The organism is Halalkalibacter krulwichiae, assembly GCF_002109385.1.
GTDB classification, from domain to species: Bacteria; Bacillota; Bacilli; order Bacillales; family Bacillaceae_D; genus Halalkalibacter; species Halalkalibacter krulwichiae.
This window is the reverse complement of the sequence record NZ_CP020814.1, coordinates 316,493-334,100: the sequence shown is the minus strand read 5'-3', so window position 1 is coordinate 334,100 and position 17,608 is coordinate 316,493. Positions and strand designations below refer to the sequence as shown.

10 protein-coding genes, 2 tRNA genes, 1 rRNA gene, 2 pseudogenes and 2 riboswitches are annotated in these 17,608 nt (G+C 40.1%); of the genes and pseudogenes, 1 reads left to right on the top strand and 14 read right to left on the bottom strand.

Annotation, left to right across the window (positions count from 1 at the left end; genetic code table 11):
- Positions 1–38 precede the first annotated feature (38 nt).
- The 8 genes from BkAM31D_RS01725 to BkAM31D_RS01690 all read right to left on the bottom strand — a co-directional run bounded on the left by BkAM31D_RS01725 (position 39) and on the right by BkAM31D_RS01690 (position 9,964).
- Positions 39–114: transfer RNA gene (locus BkAM31D_RS01725), tRNA-Ala, on the bottom strand.
- Between the two features lie 47 nt (positions 115–161).
- A tRNA-Ile gene (locus tag BkAM31D_RS01720) sits at positions 162–238 on the bottom strand.
- Between the two features lie 121 nt (positions 239–359).
- Positions 360–1,914 (bottom strand): 16S ribosomal RNA (locus BkAM31D_RS01715).
- A gap of 365 nt (positions 1,915–2,279) precedes the next feature.
- Positions 2,280–3,581, bottom strand: a complete 1,302-nt coding sequence (locus BkAM31D_RS01710; RefSeq protein ID WP_066158659.1) for an NCS2 family permease — start codon at positions 3,579–3,581, stop codon at positions 2,280–2,282.
- Between the two features lie 116 nt (positions 3,582–3,697).
- Positions 3,698–3,799, bottom strand: a riboswitch (purine riboswitch).
- Between the two features lie 86 nt (positions 3,800–3,885).
- Positions 3,886–5,427, bottom strand: coding sequence for a glutamine-hydrolyzing GMP synthase (gene guaA, locus BkAM31D_RS01705; RefSeq protein ID WP_066158676.1), 1,542 nt, complete (start codon positions 5,425–5,427; stop codon positions 3,886–3,888).
- A 95-nt stretch (positions 5,428–5,522) separates the two neighbouring features.
- Positions 5,523–5,624: riboswitch (purine riboswitch) on the bottom strand.
- A 36-nt stretch (positions 5,625–5,660) separates the two neighbouring features.
- A complete protein-coding gene (locus tag BkAM31D_RS01700) occupies positions 5,661–7,838 on the bottom strand; it encodes a transglutaminase TgpA family protein (protein WP_066158656.1) in 2,178 nt (725 codons plus the stop codon).
- A gap of 18 nt (positions 7,839–7,856) precedes the next feature.
- Positions 7,857–9,008, bottom strand: a complete 1,152-nt coding sequence (locus BkAM31D_RS01695; protein WP_157076904.1) for a DUF58 domain-containing protein — start codon at positions 9,006–9,008, stop codon at positions 7,857–7,859.
- The gene (locus tag BkAM31D_RS01690) at positions 9,005–9,964 is read right to left on the bottom strand and encodes an AAA family ATPase (RefSeq protein WP_066158649.1); all 960 of its coding nucleotides are present in this window, start codon (positions 9,962–9,964) and stop codon (positions 9,005–9,007) included. The genes BkAM31D_RS01695 and BkAM31D_RS01690 overlap by 4 nt, the downstream gene beginning before the upstream one ends.
- A 465-nt stretch (positions 9,965–10,429) precedes the next feature.
- On the opposite strand from BkAM31D_RS01690, the pseudogene BkAM31D_RS01685 reads away from it, so the two are divergent.
- Positions 10,430–11,598 (top strand): annotated as a pseudogene (locus BkAM31D_RS01685) (DHH family phosphoesterase).
- A gap of 66 nt (positions 11,599–11,664) precedes the next feature.
- Here BkAM31D_RS01685 and BkAM31D_RS01680 read toward each other — a convergent pair.
- The 6 genes and pseudogenes from BkAM31D_RS01680 to BkAM31D_RS23385 form a co-directional block, all read right to left on the bottom strand.
- Positions 11,665–12,491, bottom strand: a pseudogene (locus tag BkAM31D_RS01680) (1,4-dihydroxy-6-naphtoate synthase).
- Positions 12,491–13,153: a futalosine hydrolase gene (locus tag BkAM31D_RS01675; RefSeq protein ID WP_066158641.1), complete on the bottom strand. Its 663-nt coding sequence runs from the start codon at positions 13,151–13,153 to the stop codon at positions 12,491–12,493. Before BkAM31D_RS01675 ends, BkAM31D_RS01680 begins: the two are co-directional and overlap by 1 nt.
- Positions 13,154–13,313: 160 nt before the next feature.
- The gene (locus BkAM31D_RS01670; RefSeq protein ID WP_066158638.1) at positions 13,314–14,636 is read right to left on the bottom strand and encodes a CitMHS family transporter; all 1,323 of its coding nucleotides are present in this window, start codon (positions 14,634–14,636) and stop codon (positions 13,314–13,316) included.
- Positions 14,637–14,846: 210 nt separating this feature from the next.
- Positions 14,847–15,548, bottom strand: coding sequence for a response regulator (locus tag BkAM31D_RS01665; RefSeq protein ID WP_066158635.1), 702 nt, complete (start codon positions 15,546–15,548; stop codon positions 14,847–14,849).
- Between the two features lie 9 nt (positions 15,549–15,557).
- Positions 15,558–17,216 (bottom strand): ATP-binding protein, encoded by a 1,659-nt coding sequence (locus BkAM31D_RS01660; RefSeq protein WP_306807429.1) that lies wholly within the window; start codon positions 17,214–17,216, stop codon positions 15,558–15,560.
- 213 nt (positions 17,217–17,429) lie between these two features.
- A complete protein-coding gene (locus BkAM31D_RS23385; RefSeq protein WP_157076903.1) occupies positions 17,430–17,582 on the bottom strand; it encodes a hypothetical protein in 153 nt (50 codons plus the stop codon).
- Positions 17,583–17,608: the final 26 nt, after the last annotated feature.

Sequence of the window (17,608 nt, the reverse complement as noted above, 5' to 3'; positions counted from 1 at the left end):
AGAATACAATTCTCATCAGTAAACACTAAAGTATATTTTGGTGGAGCCTAGCGGGATCGAACCGCTGACCTCCTGCGTGCAAGGCAGGCGCTCTCCCAGCTGAGCTAAGGCCCCAAATAAAAACGTCCATATAAAACAAACGTTTAATTAAATTCTTATAATGGTGGGCCTAAGTGGACTCGAACCACCGACCTCACGCTTATCAGGCGTGCGCTCTAACCAGCTGAGCTATAGGCCCATACGACTTTTTTATCGAGTTAACTAACTTAATAGAGAGTTTTGAGCCCTCTCAAAACTGAACAAAAGACCAAAGCATCAAACAACCGAAGTTGTTCGTCGACTAGAGTATTACTCCATAGAAAGGAGGTGATCCAGCCGCACCTTCCGATACGGCTACCTTGTTACGACTTCACCCCAATCATCTGTCCCACCTTAGGCGGCTAGCTCCCAAAAGGGTTACTCCACCGACTTCGGGTGTTACAAACTCTCGTGGTGTGACGGGCGGTGTGTACAAGGCCCGGGAACGTATTCACCGCGGCATGCTGATCCGCGATTACTAGCAATTCCGGCTTCATGTAGGCGAGTTGCAGCCTACAATCCGAACTGAGAATGGCTTTATGAGATTGGCTCGACCTCGCGGTTTTGCTGCTCTTTGTACCATCCATTGTAGCACGTGTGTAGCCCAGGTCATAAGGGGCATGATGATTTGACGTCATCCCCACCTTCCTCCGGTTTGTCACCGGCAGTCACCTTAGAGTGCCCAACTAAATGCTGGCAACTAAGATCAAGGGTTGCGCTCGTTGCGGGACTTAACCCAACATCTCACGACACGAGCTGACGACAACCATGCACCACCTGTCACTTATGTCCCCGAAGGGAAATCCCTATCTCTAGGGAGGGCATAAGGATGTCAAGACCTGGTAAGGTTCTTCGCGTTGCTTCGAATTAAACCACATGCTCCACTGCTTGTGCGGGCCCCCGTCAATTCCTTTGAGTTTCAACCTTGCGGTCGTACTCCCCAGGCGGAGTGCTTAATGTGTTAACTTCGGCACTAAGGGCATCGAAACCCCTAACACCTAGCACTCATCGTTTACGGCGTGGACTACCAGGGTATCTAATCCTGTTTGCTCCCCACGCTTTCGCGCCTCAGCGTCAGTTACAGACCAGAGAGTCGCCTTCGCCACTGGTGTTCCTCCACATATCTACGCATTTCACCGCTACACGTGGAATTCCACTCTCCTCTTCTGTACTCAAGTCTCCCAGTTTCCAATGACCCTCCACGGTTGAGCCGTGGGCTTTCACATCAGACTTAAAAGACCGCCTGCGCGCGCTTTACGCCCAATAATTCCGGACAACGCTTGCCACCTACGTATTACCGCGGCTGCTGGCACGTAGTTAGCCGTGGCTTTCTGGTTAGGTACCGTCAAGGTACCGCCCTATTCGAACGGTACTTGTTCTTCCCTAACAACAGAGCTTTACGAACCGAAATCCTTCATCACTCACGCGGCGTTGCTCCGTCAGACTTTCGTCCATTGCGGAAGATTCCCTACTGCTGCCTCCCGTAGGAGTCTGGGCCGTGTCTCAGTCCCAGTGTGGCCGATCACCCTCTCAGGTCGGCTACGCATCGTCGCCTTGGTAAGCCATTACCTTACCAACTAGCTAATGCGCCGCGGGCCCATCCTGTAGTGATAGCCGGAGCCATCTTTTATTCTGAGACCATGAGGTCTCAGATGTTATCCGGTATTAGCACCGATTTCTCGATGTTATCCCAGTCTACAGGGCAGGTTGCCCACGTGTTACTCACCCGTCCGCCGCTAACGTCATAAGAGCAAGCTCTTAATCAGTCCGCTCGACTTGCATGTATTAGGCACGCCGCCAGCGTTCGTCCTGAGCCAGGATCAAACTCTCCATAAAAGTGTTTGATTTGTGCTCAAATCGTATCGCTAACGATACTTCATTGTGATTTTGCGAAATCACTTAAAATTGACGAGATATCATGTATCTCTTTCGCTTGGCTTTTGTTCAGTTTTCAAAGAACTCGACGTCGCTCATTGGCGGCTTTTATATGTTAACAAACTTAAGTCAGTAAGTCAACAACTTTTTTTCGCGGTCATTCTAGTCATTTCGACTTCGTTCGCGACAACGAAATTAAATATACCATCTATCTATATATGCGTCAATAGATTTTTTTATTTTTTATTACACTTTTTATCAATGGTGAAACGTTCGCCTAATAAAAAGCAACTTCTTAAAAAAGAAGTTGCTTTACAAACATATCCCTATTCAGATAAGAAACCGAAGTAGGCTAAGAAGACAAAGAATAACACGTACATGATCGGATGAATTTCCTTCCCTCTTCCTTTAGCTAACATCGTTATCGGATATAAGATGAACCCCATCGCGATCCCTGTTGCAATACTAGATGTCAACGGCATAGTTACAATAGTCACAAACGCAGGAACAGCCACTTCAAATTTTTTCCAATCGATCAACCCTAAAGAAGATGCCATCAAAATCCCAACAACAATTAAAGCAGGTGCTGTCACTTGTTCCGTCACAACCGCTAATAACGGCGAGAAGAAAAGTGCAACAAGGAACAATACTGATGTAACAACAGAAGTAAAACCAGTACGACCTCCAGCAGCAACACCAGAAGCAGATTCAACATAAGCTGTTGTAGTTGAAGTACCTAACAACGCCCCAATTGATGTAGCACTTGAATCTGCCAATAAAGCTTTGCCGGCACGAGGAAGCTTATTATCCTTCACAAAACCAGCTTGATTAGCCACTGCATAAAGAGTGCCTGCTGTATCAAAGAAGTCAACAAACAAGAAAGTTAAAACTACCACGAGCAATTGCACTGTAAACACGCTGCCCCAATCAATTCTGAAAGCTTCAAGGAAAGTCGGCGCTAAACTAGGAACCGCCCCAACTACTCGATCCGGCGTATCAATTACACCTGTGATCATTCCTAAAAGTGCTGTAGCAACCATCCCGTAGAAGATACCGCCGTTAAAACCTCTAACCAATAACACAACTGTAATGATAATTCCAAAAATGGCAATAAGCGTTGGACCCGTTAGCAAATCACCTAAACCAACCGCTGTCGCTTCATCCGGTACGATAATCCCCGCGCCCTTTAAACCAATAAAAGCAATGAATAAACCAATACCTGCAGCTGCAGCATATTTTAATTCAGCCGGGATGGCATTAATAATAATTTCACGAACTTTAAATACTGTAATTAGGATAAAAATAATACCTGAAATAAATACTCCGAATAACGCAACCTGCCAATCAATCCCTAAACCTAAAACAACCGAATAAGCAAAGAAAGCATTTAGCCCCATTCCTGGCGCTAAAGCAATCGGATACTTAGCAACAACACCCATAATCATCGTACCAATAGCAGCTGCTAGTGCTGTAGCTGTAAACACAGCTCCAAGATCCATACCAGCATCAGCTAAAATCATTGGATTTACAAATAAAATATATGCCATTGATAGAAATGTAGTTAAGCCCGCGATTGACTCTCTCCGGTAATTTGTACCATGTTCTTTAAAACCAAAATATCGATCCATGCTGTTTCCTCCATAAGTTTAGACTTACTCGTAATATAAACAAAAAAAGCTTCCAATTCATCACGCTTGGAAGCTTAACTGACAAAAAATCATCTATATCCCGATGAAACAACATGGGGATAGATTGATTTTTTCGTAGTCAAGCTCTTTACGGAAGCTTGGTAGAGACTCGCAGGCCATATCCCTGCAATTATACGAAAAGAATACTATTCTTCACAAAAGAATTGTACCAATCAATCTATTCTCTGTCAACAAAAACACAAACATTAAATTAATGTTTTTTAAAAATGTTCGGATATACCTTTTATTCCCACTCGATTGTTGCCGGCGGCTTTGATGTTACATCATAAACAACACGGTTTACATGTTTCACTTCATTTACAATTCTAGTTGAAATAATCTCCAGAACATCCCAAGGAATACGTGCCCAGTCAGATGTCATACCATCAATTGATGTTACCGCTCTGATCCCGACAGTATAATCATATGTTCTAGCATCGCCCATAACCCCAACACTTCGCATGTTAGGTAAAGCCGTGAAGTATTGCCAGATTTCACGATCAAGGCCTGCTTTTTTAATTTCTTCACGCAGAATTGCATCTGATTCACGAACAATCTCAAGCTTTTCATCCGTAATCTCACCAAGTACACGGATACCTAGACCTGGTCCTGGGAAAGGCTGACGCCAAACAATTTCATCAGGAATGCCAAGCTCAGTTCCAAGCTTACGAACCTCGTCTTTAAACAATGTATTTAGCGGTTCAATTAATTCAAAACGCATATCCTCAGGAAGTCCACCTACGTTATGATGTGACTTAATTGTCTGAGCTGTATCTGTACCACTTTCGATAATATCTGTATAAAGAGTTCCTTGTGCAAGGAAATCCATATCTTTTAATTTACTTGCTTCTTCATCAAATACGTAGATAAATTCATTACCAATAATTTTACGCTTTTGCTCTGGGTCGGAAACTCCTTTTAACTTGTTCAAGAAGCGTTCTTGGGCTTCAATTTTCAATACTTTCATATTGAAACCTTCGCTAAACGTATCCATTACACTTTCAGCTTCACCTTTACGTAGAAGACCATGATCGATAAACATACAAGTTAATTGATCGCCAATCGCTTTATGAATAAGCACAGCTACTACCGAAGAGTCAACTCCACCACTTAAGGCACAAAGAACTTGTTTGTCGCCTACTAGTTCACGAATTTTTTCGATTTCAACTTCAACGAAGTTTTCCATCGACCAGTCTCCTTTACATCCACACACTTCAAATGCAAAGTTCTTTAGCATTTCATTCCCGAATTCAGAGTGACGTACCTCCGGGTGGAACTGAACACCATATAAATTACGCGCTTCATTACTCATCGCCGCAACTGGCGTTGATGGATTAAAAGCGTCCACTACAAAGCCTTCTGGAGGTGCGGTAATTAAGTCACCGTGGCTCATCCAAGTAGATTGCTCAATTGGAAGACCTCGGAAGATTTTTGATTGATTCTCCACCTTAATTACTGCTTTTCCATATTCGCGATGGTCAGCAGCGTCTACTTTTCCACCAAAATGCTGAGTCATTAACTGCATTCCATAACAAATACCTAAGATCGGAACACCTAAATCGTAAATAGCCGGGTCACACTTCGGAGCTCCCTCAACATAGGCACTATTAGGTCCACCAGAGAAAATGATTCCTTTTGGATTCATCGCTTTTATTTCTTCTGCTGTTATCTTATTTGAATGAAGCTCACTATACACTCCTAAATCACGAATTCGTCTTGCGATTAATTGATTGTATTGTCCTCCAAAGTCTAGAACAACGATCATTTCTTGGCTTAATTCCGTCATACGTTCCCACCCTTTATTATTTTCATTCATATTACCTAATAAAAAAACTAGACTCCACCTGTATTACATAAAACAATACAAAGGCAGAATTCTAGTTATATACATTCTGCCTTCATAGTCAGATTGTTTACGGTAATCCGGTAGAGACTCTTAGGCCATATTCCTAAGGATATACGAAGGTCTATTCGCATCTTTTAAATACTGATTCATTTTATCAGTGAGCTATCAAGTGGTCAAGATGCGATTTTCCGAACAATCTTCGCCCAGTTTCCCTTCTGATTCAACCAACATTCTTTTGTTGAATAACCACCATACATAATTTTTTCATATTCTACCGTTAAACTCATCATCTCAGTGGTTGAGAAATGTTTATCTATCCGTTCTGCATACGCTCTTAACGTCTCTCCATCGGCTCGCTTAAGACCAACATACTGTAATAACCAAAGCAATCGGTTATAAGCTTCCGTGAACGCCCTGTCATCATTACGGCGTAAAAACCTTGCTAGCATATAGTATTGAACAATTTTTTTATTCTTAAGCAAAATCAATAAAAAAATGACAGCAAGCATACCAAATAGAATCCAAGGGCCTCCCGGAATGCCCCAGTCCCTAGAAAATGATAATTCCGAATTAGAAGATTGATTCTCCTCATCTTCTATTTCAGCAAAAGCATCTTCTACTTCAGGCTCCTCTTCCTCTCTCTCCGCTGATTCATGATCGACTTCGTCTACTTCTACTTCAGGCTCGATAAACTCTACGTTGTTATCAAAACCTCTGGTCGGTTCAAATGGTACCCATCCGACCTCTGGAAAATAGACTTCAACCCACGAATGGGCATTACCATTTGTCACTTCATAAACATCCTTAGTATCACTTATACTTTCAATCACTTCACCGGATGTGAACCCCTTCACCCACCTTGCTGGGATATCAAGGGTACGCAACAATACTACCATTGAGGTAGAAAAATTATCACAATATCCTCTTTGTGTTTCAAATAAGAATTGATCAACATAATCTTGCCCTTCACTCGGGACAGGAACATCTTGAGTCTCGTAGCGAAAATCACCTTGGCCAAAGAAAGATTCAATAGCTCGTGCTTGATCATAACGATTTTCTAATCCATCTGTAATCTCAAGAGCAAGTTCCCCAACGCGGTCTGGTAAAGTTTCGGGTAACTGTGTGTAATATTGATTGATCTGCTCAGGGTCTCTTTCATTTATTGAACGCAAGCCTTCAATATCATAACTGGGATAGAAATATTCATAGCTATACGTGGAGAGCTTAACCAGATCGGCACCTCTATATGTTGAAACCTTATCGGTATACGCATCATGAAAAACATTTGCATTTGCAATTAGATCAACCGGTGGCAATTCTCCCGGATAAAACAAATGATTAAAGAGAATGCTTTCTTCCTCATTCACAAAAGCCAACTCAGTCTCCAATTGTTCAAAATAGACAACAGAACTGTCAAAGTACCACATTGAATCCTTTCGTTCGACAGGTGTATTCGTTTCCCATCCCTTACCGGTATAGAAGTCCTTTGTTTCTCCCCGCCAGTAATGTTCTTTTGATGCAGCCGCATAAAAAACAGGGGTGTCATCATCAACAAAACCACCACCAAGCCGATCATCATTCTCACCGTAACCAATTCGTTGCAAATCCCCAGCTCCTTCTTCGTCAAAACCGACAGCAGCACGCATAAAAGGAACAGGATCATCCCATTGAGGGTCTAATTTTGGGGAAAGCAACCCTAAAATACCACCAGCACCAATCATAATAACCAATAACGCCGCTAAGCGAACCGGCATCAGTTTCGGCATAGAGTATGTTGGGTTTTGTTCAATCATTCGATAGGCAGTTACTAACCCTAGTAGTAAGAAGCCCACGATAAATGTACGAATAATCGAGAAAGTAGCATCATAAATCGTAAAGGTATCGATCACCGTTACATAAATAATTGTAAAAACAAGAAAGAATAAAATCCTTCTTGCATGAACAGTCCAGTAATACAATAAATAACTCATTATCGACAGGAGGACATAAAATAATAAACTACGAAATAAATCTGATAATTCATGCCACCCACCACTAAGCATTAATCCAATGTTACTGACGATGTCTGTAGCAATCAGATTGAACAATTCAAACGAGAAAAATGGACCCGTAAAGAAAACCAAATACAATCCATAGTAAATGACCATGAGTTTAAATAAGACCGAAACCAAAACAGGCAACTGCAAAAAAGTAATAAAGAAAAAAACAGCTGACAATAAAACAAAAACATGAATATATCCAGTATCCGTTACGTACGGGAGTGGGAAAAGCCATTCCATTAATAACAAGAAACTTAAGCCATATAGGAGGAAGTCCCTACCTGATGTAATTTGCTTATTACTTAGACGCATGAACTTACCCTCCCCCTTTTAATTAATTGTAAAAAATGAAATTCCTAGTTTTTCTAACTCTCTAGCAACCTCTAACTCTTCGTCAGTCAATTGTGCCATGCAAATGGTTAGTGCTATTTTCTGCTCCAACATTGTTTGGCAGACTTGAACGAAGGATGAATCTAGCTCAGCACAAACATAATAAACGTGCATACCTTGCCAACTTTGGTAGACTTTATCAATGACGTAAGCAGGCTGAGCAATTGGCTTTACTCTCGCTAGTAAATGAAGACCTCGACTAGCTGTACGGTGCGAGAGCTGGGAAGATCTCCAGTCTTCTAAACGAATAGATACTTTCGGGACCGCGTTCTCTTTAATAAATGAGTTTATCATTGAGGCAGCTAATTCAACCGCTCTTTCAAAAGCCAATTCTGTCGTTTTGTTCAAATAGGAATCAAAAGCAACGACTGTGCTTTCCCCTTTATAAGACTCAAATTCTTTCGTCATTAAATGGCCAGATCTAGCTGATTGCTTCCAATCAATTGTATTCAACCGATCACCAGGGACATATTGACGTACCCCCGCAAGAGAACGATCATCGTCGAACGATTGCTGGAGACTTTCACCTTCCATTTGTTTAGAAGACTTTGAAAGAAGTGTCGACTTCAGTTTTTTAACACGAGGATAGACAAGAACGGTCGTTTGACAAGGAATTTGAGATTGACGTTCGAACAGCCCAAACAAGTCTCCAAAGGTGAACCTAAGCTCTTCAAAGTTGTACTCACCTCTTCTCGCATCACGGATTGTATACGAGAAAACTAACTTTCTCTGAAAAGAAAAGAAAAAAAGCGCCCCCGCTTCATCACTTGACCCTAACTTTTGAGGTATTGAATCTTGAATACGTAAGAAGAAGAATGGTTGAAACATTCTTTTTTCAATCACTACTGTTACGTCTACATTTTCACCAGCTCGTAACACCTCTTTATTTACTACCCTTTCTGCTTTTAACACCTTAAAAGGAAAAACAGCAACGGCAACTGTCGCGACAATTACAGTTATCACACTATAAAACAAAAACCAGCTGACAAAGCCCCCTTGAAACATCGCATAAGAATAAACCGCCAACACAAACAGAACAAGAAATATATATTTACTATAACGCCGCAACCTATTTAAAAACTGGTTCTTCACGACCTCGCTAACCTACTTTGCTTAATCGGAACTTTTACCGATTCTACTATTGATAGAACTAACTCCCATGCAGTAAAGTTAGCCATTTTGCTTTCAGCTGTTAAAATCAAGCGATGAGCTAAAACATAAGGTGCGAGATACTTCACATCGTCTGGGATGACATATCCTCTCCCTTGCAATAAGGCGTAGGCTTGCGAAACTTTCATTAAAGCAATTGTACCTCGAGGACTAACACCAAGTTCGATCGCCTTATGGTTTCTTGTTTCATGGACAAGGTCAATCAAATACATCTTCACTTCTTCCGTCACTACAATAGTTGATAACTCAGCTTGAAGTGCTACAACCTCTTCCGTTGACATCACGGCTTTAAGTGACTCAATAGGATGGCTTCGCTGCAAACGATTTAATATTTCTAGTTCTTCTATTTCTGATGGATAGCCTAAATTCAACTTTAATAGAAATCGATCCAACTGAGCCTCAGGTAACGGGAACGTTCCCGCATATTCAATCGGATTCTGTGTCGCCATAACAAAGAAAGGTTTTTCTAAATGATAGGTATCTCCATCAACCGTAACACTTCCCTCCTCTAAAGACTCTAAAAGCGCAGATTGAGTTTTAGGAGATGTTCGGTTTATTTCATCAGCAAGAACGATATTAGCCATGATTGGTCCTTTTCGAAATTCAAACTGTTGCGTTTTTTGATTATATATCGATACACCCGTTACATCTGAAGGCAATAGATCAGGTGTAAATTGGATTCGTTTAAATTCAGCTCCGAGAGAACGTGCAATTGATTTAACCATCATTGTTTTTCCTACACCCGGAACATCCTCTAATAGAACATGTCCACCAGCAAAAAGAGCAATTAAACTTAGTTCAACCTCTTTGCGTTTCCCTACTACAACTCGTTCAATATTCGCTATTACTTTTTCTATCTGTTCTACGGCTGCTGACATGCAACGTCCTCCATTCTACATATATGTCTTCCCTCATCATAACATCTCAATATATAAATTACGTTACAATTGCATTACCAATTTTTTGTCGAAAATCACTTACTCATTTGCACAAACATAAAATGTTCAGAACTTTATAAAATTTAATGGTCATATTTCTTTCCGAGAAACATATACATAACTTTAATACATGTTAGGATGTAAAACTAAGGAGGGATCATATGGGTCTTTGTTTAACACTTATTGCTATTGGTCTTACTATAGGTTTCTTAACTTATAGCTACGTAGGGCTATTACTCGGATTCATTGTCTCTTTAATTCTCTCCCTCATTATTAATCAATTCCTCTACAAAAGGCATGGACACAATTCACCTTCTGATCTATACTCTGATCGATTCCCCTCTTAAAAAAAAAGCGATATTTCCTCCTCCCTCGAGCATACTAAATAGTAAAGGAGGAGGGAATATGACTTATCATCTGTACTCTCACAATGACTTAGATGGGGTTAGTTGCGGCATTTTAGCCAAGCTCGCCTACGGAGAAAGCGCGGAAGTTCGTTATAATTCAGTACAAGGATTAGATTTTCAAGTGGAACGTTTTCTAGAACAAAAGAAACCTGATGATGCACTTATTATTACTGATCTTTCTGTACATACCGAAAATGAAATAAGACTAGAGGAATTCTTTAAAAAAGGCGGGTACATCCAACTGCTTGATCATCATAAAACGGCTCTTCATTTTAACGATTATAAATGGGCTACAGTAAAGGTTGAGTACGAAGATGGAAGGTTAGCTTCTGCGTCTTCTATTTTGTACGATTATTTACAAGAGAAAAATGTATTAAAGAGAACTGAGGCACTCGATCTGTTCATCGATCTCGTCAGACAATGGGATACATGGGAATGGGATAAGAATCAAACCATCAACGCAAAGCGATTAAATGATCTTTTCTACATGCTCTCAATCGAAGAATTCGAAGAGCGGATGATGGAGCGTCTCCAAAAAGATGAACCTTTTTCTTTTGACAATTTCGAAGAGAAGATTTTAGACATGGAAGACAGCAAAATTGAACGTTACATTCATCGGAAAAGGAGAGAATTAATCCAAATCGATATTGATAACCATTGCGTCGGTGTCGTCCACGCAGAATCATACCATTCTGAACTCGGTAATGTGATTGGAAAAGACACACCACATCTAGATTATATCGCTATATTAAACGTTGGCGGGCGAAAGATTTCCTATCGTACTATTCACGATCATATAGATGTGTCAGAGATTGCTAAACAATATGGCGGGGTGGTCACGCTAAGGCAGCTGGTAGCGCCATAACAGAGGAAGCCTTTAAATTATTTATTATAAATGCATTTCCGTTAGTTCCTCTTCGAATAGATGCACCTAGGAACCAAAAAAACCTTAAAAAGGCCAATGGTGGCTCTTTATATACTGATCATGGTGACCATTATTATCTAATTTATCCAGAAGCGACGGATCGCTGGATTCTAAAGAAAGATAAAGAGACTATAAATTCTTATCAAACTTTTGAAGAAGCCGAACGTCACTTAAAGCGCACTTTTCAAGCTTGGTTAGTAAGAGATGATGTGTATGAGAAATATATAAAACAAAAGGCGTAACACACAAAAAGGGCATCTTAAAAAGTCAAAACTAGACCTTTTGAGACGCCCCCTCACTTTCGATTGTTACAATTTGTTCAAATCAAACTCCGGCACTAACCCTTCCTCCATTGCTCTTCCAAGCAGAGATTTTACCGCCGCATAACCATCTTTTCCGAGTTCCCTAGTAAATTCATTTACATAGAGGTCGATGTGCGACTTAGCAACCTCTAGAGATAGTTCCTGAGCGTGTTCCATCACGTATTTTTGCGATACCGCGGGATGAGCCCATGCATATTCAACCGAGGCTCTTACCCATTTTTCAATTGCCTTATGATTTAAAGAACGATGAGCAATGATGGCTCCTAAAGGGATTGGAAGCCCTGTGTCCTCTTCCCACCAATGGCCAAGGTCAGCCATTAAATTCAATTCGTAATTTTGGTAGGTAAACCTTGCTTCATGTATAACTAAGCCAGCATCAATTTTACCGTCACGAACAGCTGGCATAATTTCATCGAATGGCATGACAATAATTTCTCCTATCCCTTCAGGAACAAGTTGGCTAGTCCATAAACGAAACAATAAATAAGCTGTTGATTTTTCGCTCGGAACAGCTACCCGCTTCCCAGAAAGGAAAGAAGCATCGCGAAGCTTGTCTTTTGTTAAAACCAGAGGGCCACACCCCTACCTAAAGCACCGCCGCAAGGGATCAGTGCATATTCATTCAATACCCATGGGAGGGCAGCATATGAAATCTTTTGGACCTCGGGACCTTTTCCTTTAGCCGCCCAATTATTCGTCTTGTCAATGTCAGCATACGTTACATTAAGAGCGGGGGCTCCTTCAATTAACCCATGCACCCAGGCATGGAAAACAAACGTATCATTAGGACAAGGAGAAAATGCTATATCCATTATTTGAACACCTCTTTTAATCCTGCGCTAGCTCGTTCCAAGGCTACTAACGCTTCTTTAATTTTCCAAGCTGATCGATCGCGCGGACCAACCATGTTTGAAATAGTTCTAATTTCCATAATCGGAATATTCATTTGCTTAGCAGCTACCCCAACACCATACCCTTCCATCGCCTCAGCCATTGCGTTAGGGTATCTTTTTTGTAATCGATCAGCTGTTTCAGCTGTTCCTGTTACGGTTGATAATGTGAGAACTGCCCCTGTTGCTACCTCTGCACCATTTTCTACAAGAATTTTTTTTATAGATGTCGTTAAACGGTCATCGACAGGAATCAAGACACTTCCTAATTTTAGTTCATCCAAACTTAAAAAACCATCTTTTGACTCCGCTCCTAAATCAGCAGCGACCAATTCATCGGCAATTACAACTGTTTCAACATTTGCTTTCCCGTTAAAACCACCAGCGATTCCCATATTGATCACTACGTCATATTTCTTGGAAGCCAAAAGAAATGCTGTGTTAACAGCAGCCGTAACTACCCCAACTCCTACTACATGCACTTCAATATCCCCTGTATCACCAAGCCCTCGAAGCACCGCTTCTTTCTCTGCTTCAACCGACGTTACAATAAGGACCTTTTGTTTATCTATCTCTTCCACCATCACCATCTTCTCCTTTTTCCGAACTAATTAATTTCAACGTAATACTGGACTTCTATTATCTCAAGTATAACAGTTTCACCTTATTACTATAAAACTCTCCTCACTTTCCACATAAAAAACTCTTTCTGTTGTTTATAAACAACAGAAAGAGCTATTTCATTTAAATTATTCCTATTAACATCGCAACTACAATTAAGATTACACTAAAGCCCCACATCCAAAAGAAGGAATAGCGGATATGTTTCCCCATCTCTAACCCCGCCAGACCTAATGCTAACCAAAGGGCTGGAGAGAATGGGCTAATGAATGTACCGATAATATTTCCTATTGTTAATGCGTAAGCAGCAGAAGCAGCCTCAACTCCATAGCTCGTCACAATTTGTTCTACAACTGGTAATAAAGCAAAATAGTAGGCATCGGTATTTAACACTAACTCAAAAGGTACCCCTAAAAAGCCAATGATAATGTGTAAATACGGAACGAGCACGGCCGGTAAAAAGGTAACAAGATCGGTTGCTAATGAATCTAACATTCCACTCCCACCTAAAATCCCTAAGAAAGAACCAGCAGCAAGAATTATCGCAGCCATCAGAAGAGCATTTGGAGCATGCGCTTTGATGCGTTCCATTTGATCATTTACATTAGGATAATTGAGCGGCAAAGCAATACTTAGAGCAATCATAAAGATAAATCCAGCTGGAATAATGCCCCATACTAACATTGCTATTAAGCCGATCGTTAATAGTAAATTTAACCAAAGCAACTTAGGACGAGCTAAAGAATTTTCTTTCTTATCTTCTACAGTCTCTACAGCGTGTTCAAGAGCGGCTGCCGTTTCTGATGTAACATCATCTCTTACATCAAGTCTAGCGATACGACGTTTTTCACGAATACCAAGAATGACAGCCATCCCTATTAATAAGATCAGTGCAATAATTTGTAATGGAATCAACGGTCTCCAAAGCTCAGTAGGATCAACACCTAACACGGCACCTACTCTACCAATCGGACCGCCCCATGGTACCATATTAATAATACTTGCACTTGTCCCAACTAATAATAACAGCAGATAAGGACTCATTCGTAATCGCTTATATAAAGGTAATAACGCTGGAATTGTTATCAAAAAAGTCGAAGCACCTGAACCATCAAGGTGAGCAATCGCAGCAATAAGAACCGTTCCGACAGCGACGGCAATGACATCTCCCTTTGATATCGCTATCATTTTGTTAATAATTGGATCAAACAAACCGGCATCTTGCATAACACCGAAAAAGAGGATAGCAAAAATAAACATAATGACAACGTTAATAACTTTATCAATGCCTTCACTAAAAAATACACCGATTTCAGTAATGTCAAACCCCGCTAATAACGCTCCAATAATCGGAATAATTACAAGTCCAATAATAGGAGTAATCCTCCCACTAAGAAGCAGTAATACAATAATAAGTATCGTTGCAAAACCAATGATACTAAGCATCCAATCCCTCTCCCTTCTTCTACTAACTTACTTAAGAGAAATTTATTTTGAAAGCGCATACACTATTATTCAGTATCCTTTTCAAAATAAAAAAATCTCCCTTTTTTGAAGTTTCTGATATATCTAGAAACTTACCATAATGAAATAAGAGAGATAAGCTTATGAAATTAAAATAAATATTGTCTATTTTGTGCTTTTTGTTCATAAAGTTCACAAAGGTGTATATCTTCGCTCCGGACGGCCAATATCGCCATATTCCAATTCAGCTTTAACATCTTTTGTAGAGACTAAGTATTCAAGGTACCGCCTTGCCGTTGAACGACTCGCCCCAATTAGCTGCCCTAATTTAATTGCCGTCACTCCTTGGTCACGATGATCTGAAATAACGTGCTTAACTTTCTTAAGGGTTAAACGATCAATTCCTTTAGGAAGGTTCTCTAATCCACTTTCAGCTTCGCTCGAAATAATCGAGTTTACTCCTGTTAGTTTATCAATTTCTGATTGGTCCATTTCTACTTTTGTATTAAGTAGCATGCGATGTTTCTTGTATCTGTTCAATGTTTGCTCAAAGCGAGAAAATTCGACTGGTTTAACAATATAATCAAACGTTCCTCCACGAAGCGTTTCTTGAATTGTAGAAACTTCTTTAGCAGCTGTAACCATAATAATATCCACTTCACGATATTCTTTCCTAACACTCCAAAATAATGCTAGTCCCTCCACATCCGGGATGAAGACATCAAGGAGTATTAAGTCAGGTAAATCATTTTGCTTTAAGTACTCTTTTGTCTCAGCGGCTGTTTTACAAACGTCTAAAGCTTGAAAACCTTCGACCTTTTCAACAAATTGACGAGTCACTTCCGCAACGCGAAAGTCATCTTCTACAATCAAAACTGTGTATTTAGACTTCATCTTAACCTCCTAAATCTCGCCATCTTTCGGAATCGTAATTACAAAACAAGCTCCACCCAGTTCCCCTTCTTCTAAATAAACATTTCCACCTATTTTATTTAAGGCTTGTTTCGTTAATGCTAATCCGATCCCTCTATTTGAGCCTGCTTTCGTTGTAAATCCTAGAGTAAAGATTTGATCCGTTAATTCCTCAGGTACACCAGGTCCTGAATCTTCAATTTCGAAAATTATCTCTTCACCAAGATCGGTAAAAAATATGTTGATTAGTCGATTATTTTTATCGTCATTAAGCTTTGTTGCATCTATCGCATTTTGAAGAAGGTTTCCAAGAACTGTCACAAGAATATCGCGTTTCCTTTCTGTTAGAGAAGACGTCAGTTGACTACTTGGATCAATTATCATTTCAACTCTTTGCTCCATCGCTTGATTTAATTTGCCTAAAAGAATTGCATTTAACATCGGATCTGGTACTTTCTCCATCAAAAAGTCAATCCAGTCTAATTGGATATGATTTTCTCTTTGAATAAACGAAACAGCTTCTTCTTTCTTCTCTAACTGAATCAATCCTAAAATGGTATACAACTTATTTGAGAATTCATGAGTTTGCGCTCTAAGGGCATCCGCATATTCCCTTACTTGAGTAAGCTCCTTTGTTAAACGGTCAATCTCTGTCTTGTTACGAAACGTAGAAACGGCACCAATCAAATTATTCTTATAGAAAATCGGCACTCGGTTAACAAAAATTGTATCTGTATCGTTGAGTTCAACCTCTCTATCAAATTGACTCTTCCCTGTTTTCAATACTTCCGGTAAAGAGGAACTTGGCAAAACTTCTTGAATTGCTCGACCAATGACATCCTTTTTCGGGAACTCTTTCTTGAACAGTAGTTTTTGTGCGGCCGTATTGATTAACGTTATGAGTCCATCTTGGTTAACAGCGATGATTCCTTCATGAGTCGATTGTAAGATTGTTTCTTTCTGTAAAAGAAGATGCGAAATTTCTTCAGGTTCAAGTCCGAACAATACACCTTTAATATAGCGTGCAATAAAAACAGCACCGATCATTCCTAGCGCTACCATAATCAATAAGGCATACCAAAGCTCTCTACTGTAATTGTTAATGACCGTTTGTACGTCTTCTATCAAATAACCAACCGATACGACACCAATAATTTCCCCTTGCTCAGATACAACCGGCACTTTCCCACGAATCGAATATCCAAGTGAGCCCAACGCTTTTGATACATAGGATTGTCCTGCTGTTAACGCAGGTGCATTGTCTTCTCCAACCATTCTTTCGCCGATCTTCTCAGGATTTGGGTGAGCATAGCGAATCTCATTTGTATTCCCAACAACAATAAATTCTGCAGCGGTCGCCTCTTGTATAGGTAAAACGATTGGCTGTATAACAGATGCAGGATCTTCATGTTCGAAGGCATCGACCAACTCCGGTATATGAGCTACACTTTTCGCTACACTTAACGCTCTTTCTCCTAGTTGATCCTCAAGTGTGTGAGAAAAGAAATAATAAAGAAAAACCCCCATAATTGAGAACATCCCAATAATGAGCAATCCAATTAATAAAATCATCTTCAGTTTTAACGGGAGCTTCACATTCGGCTTTTTTAATAATTTCATATTGTCTTTCGTTTGCAAGGTCGTCATCATTTATTCACCTTTTTTTAACAGCATACTTATTATTATAGTAAAGAATGAACCTTGTTACTAACCTCTTTCTTAAGAAGAAAAAAATTATAAAGATAATTAGCTTGTCCTACGATGTTGAACCGGAAATTTCTACAACTATTATAGCCAATGGTATAAGCATAAGAACAATCTCATACTTATAGCATTGGCTTTTCGGAAAACATTAAGCTACTATCATCTGTCGGTACGGCTCGTTTTATGATTCAGACTATCATTTTGAAATTGCTTCAGTCGTTTCATTGTCAGACGCCAATCACGTTGCTCACGCTTTCTTTTCTTCTTAATTAAAAGTTTCAACTCTTTTTTTCGTAACTCTTCATCATACATCGGACGCCACTCCTTTACATAGAAAA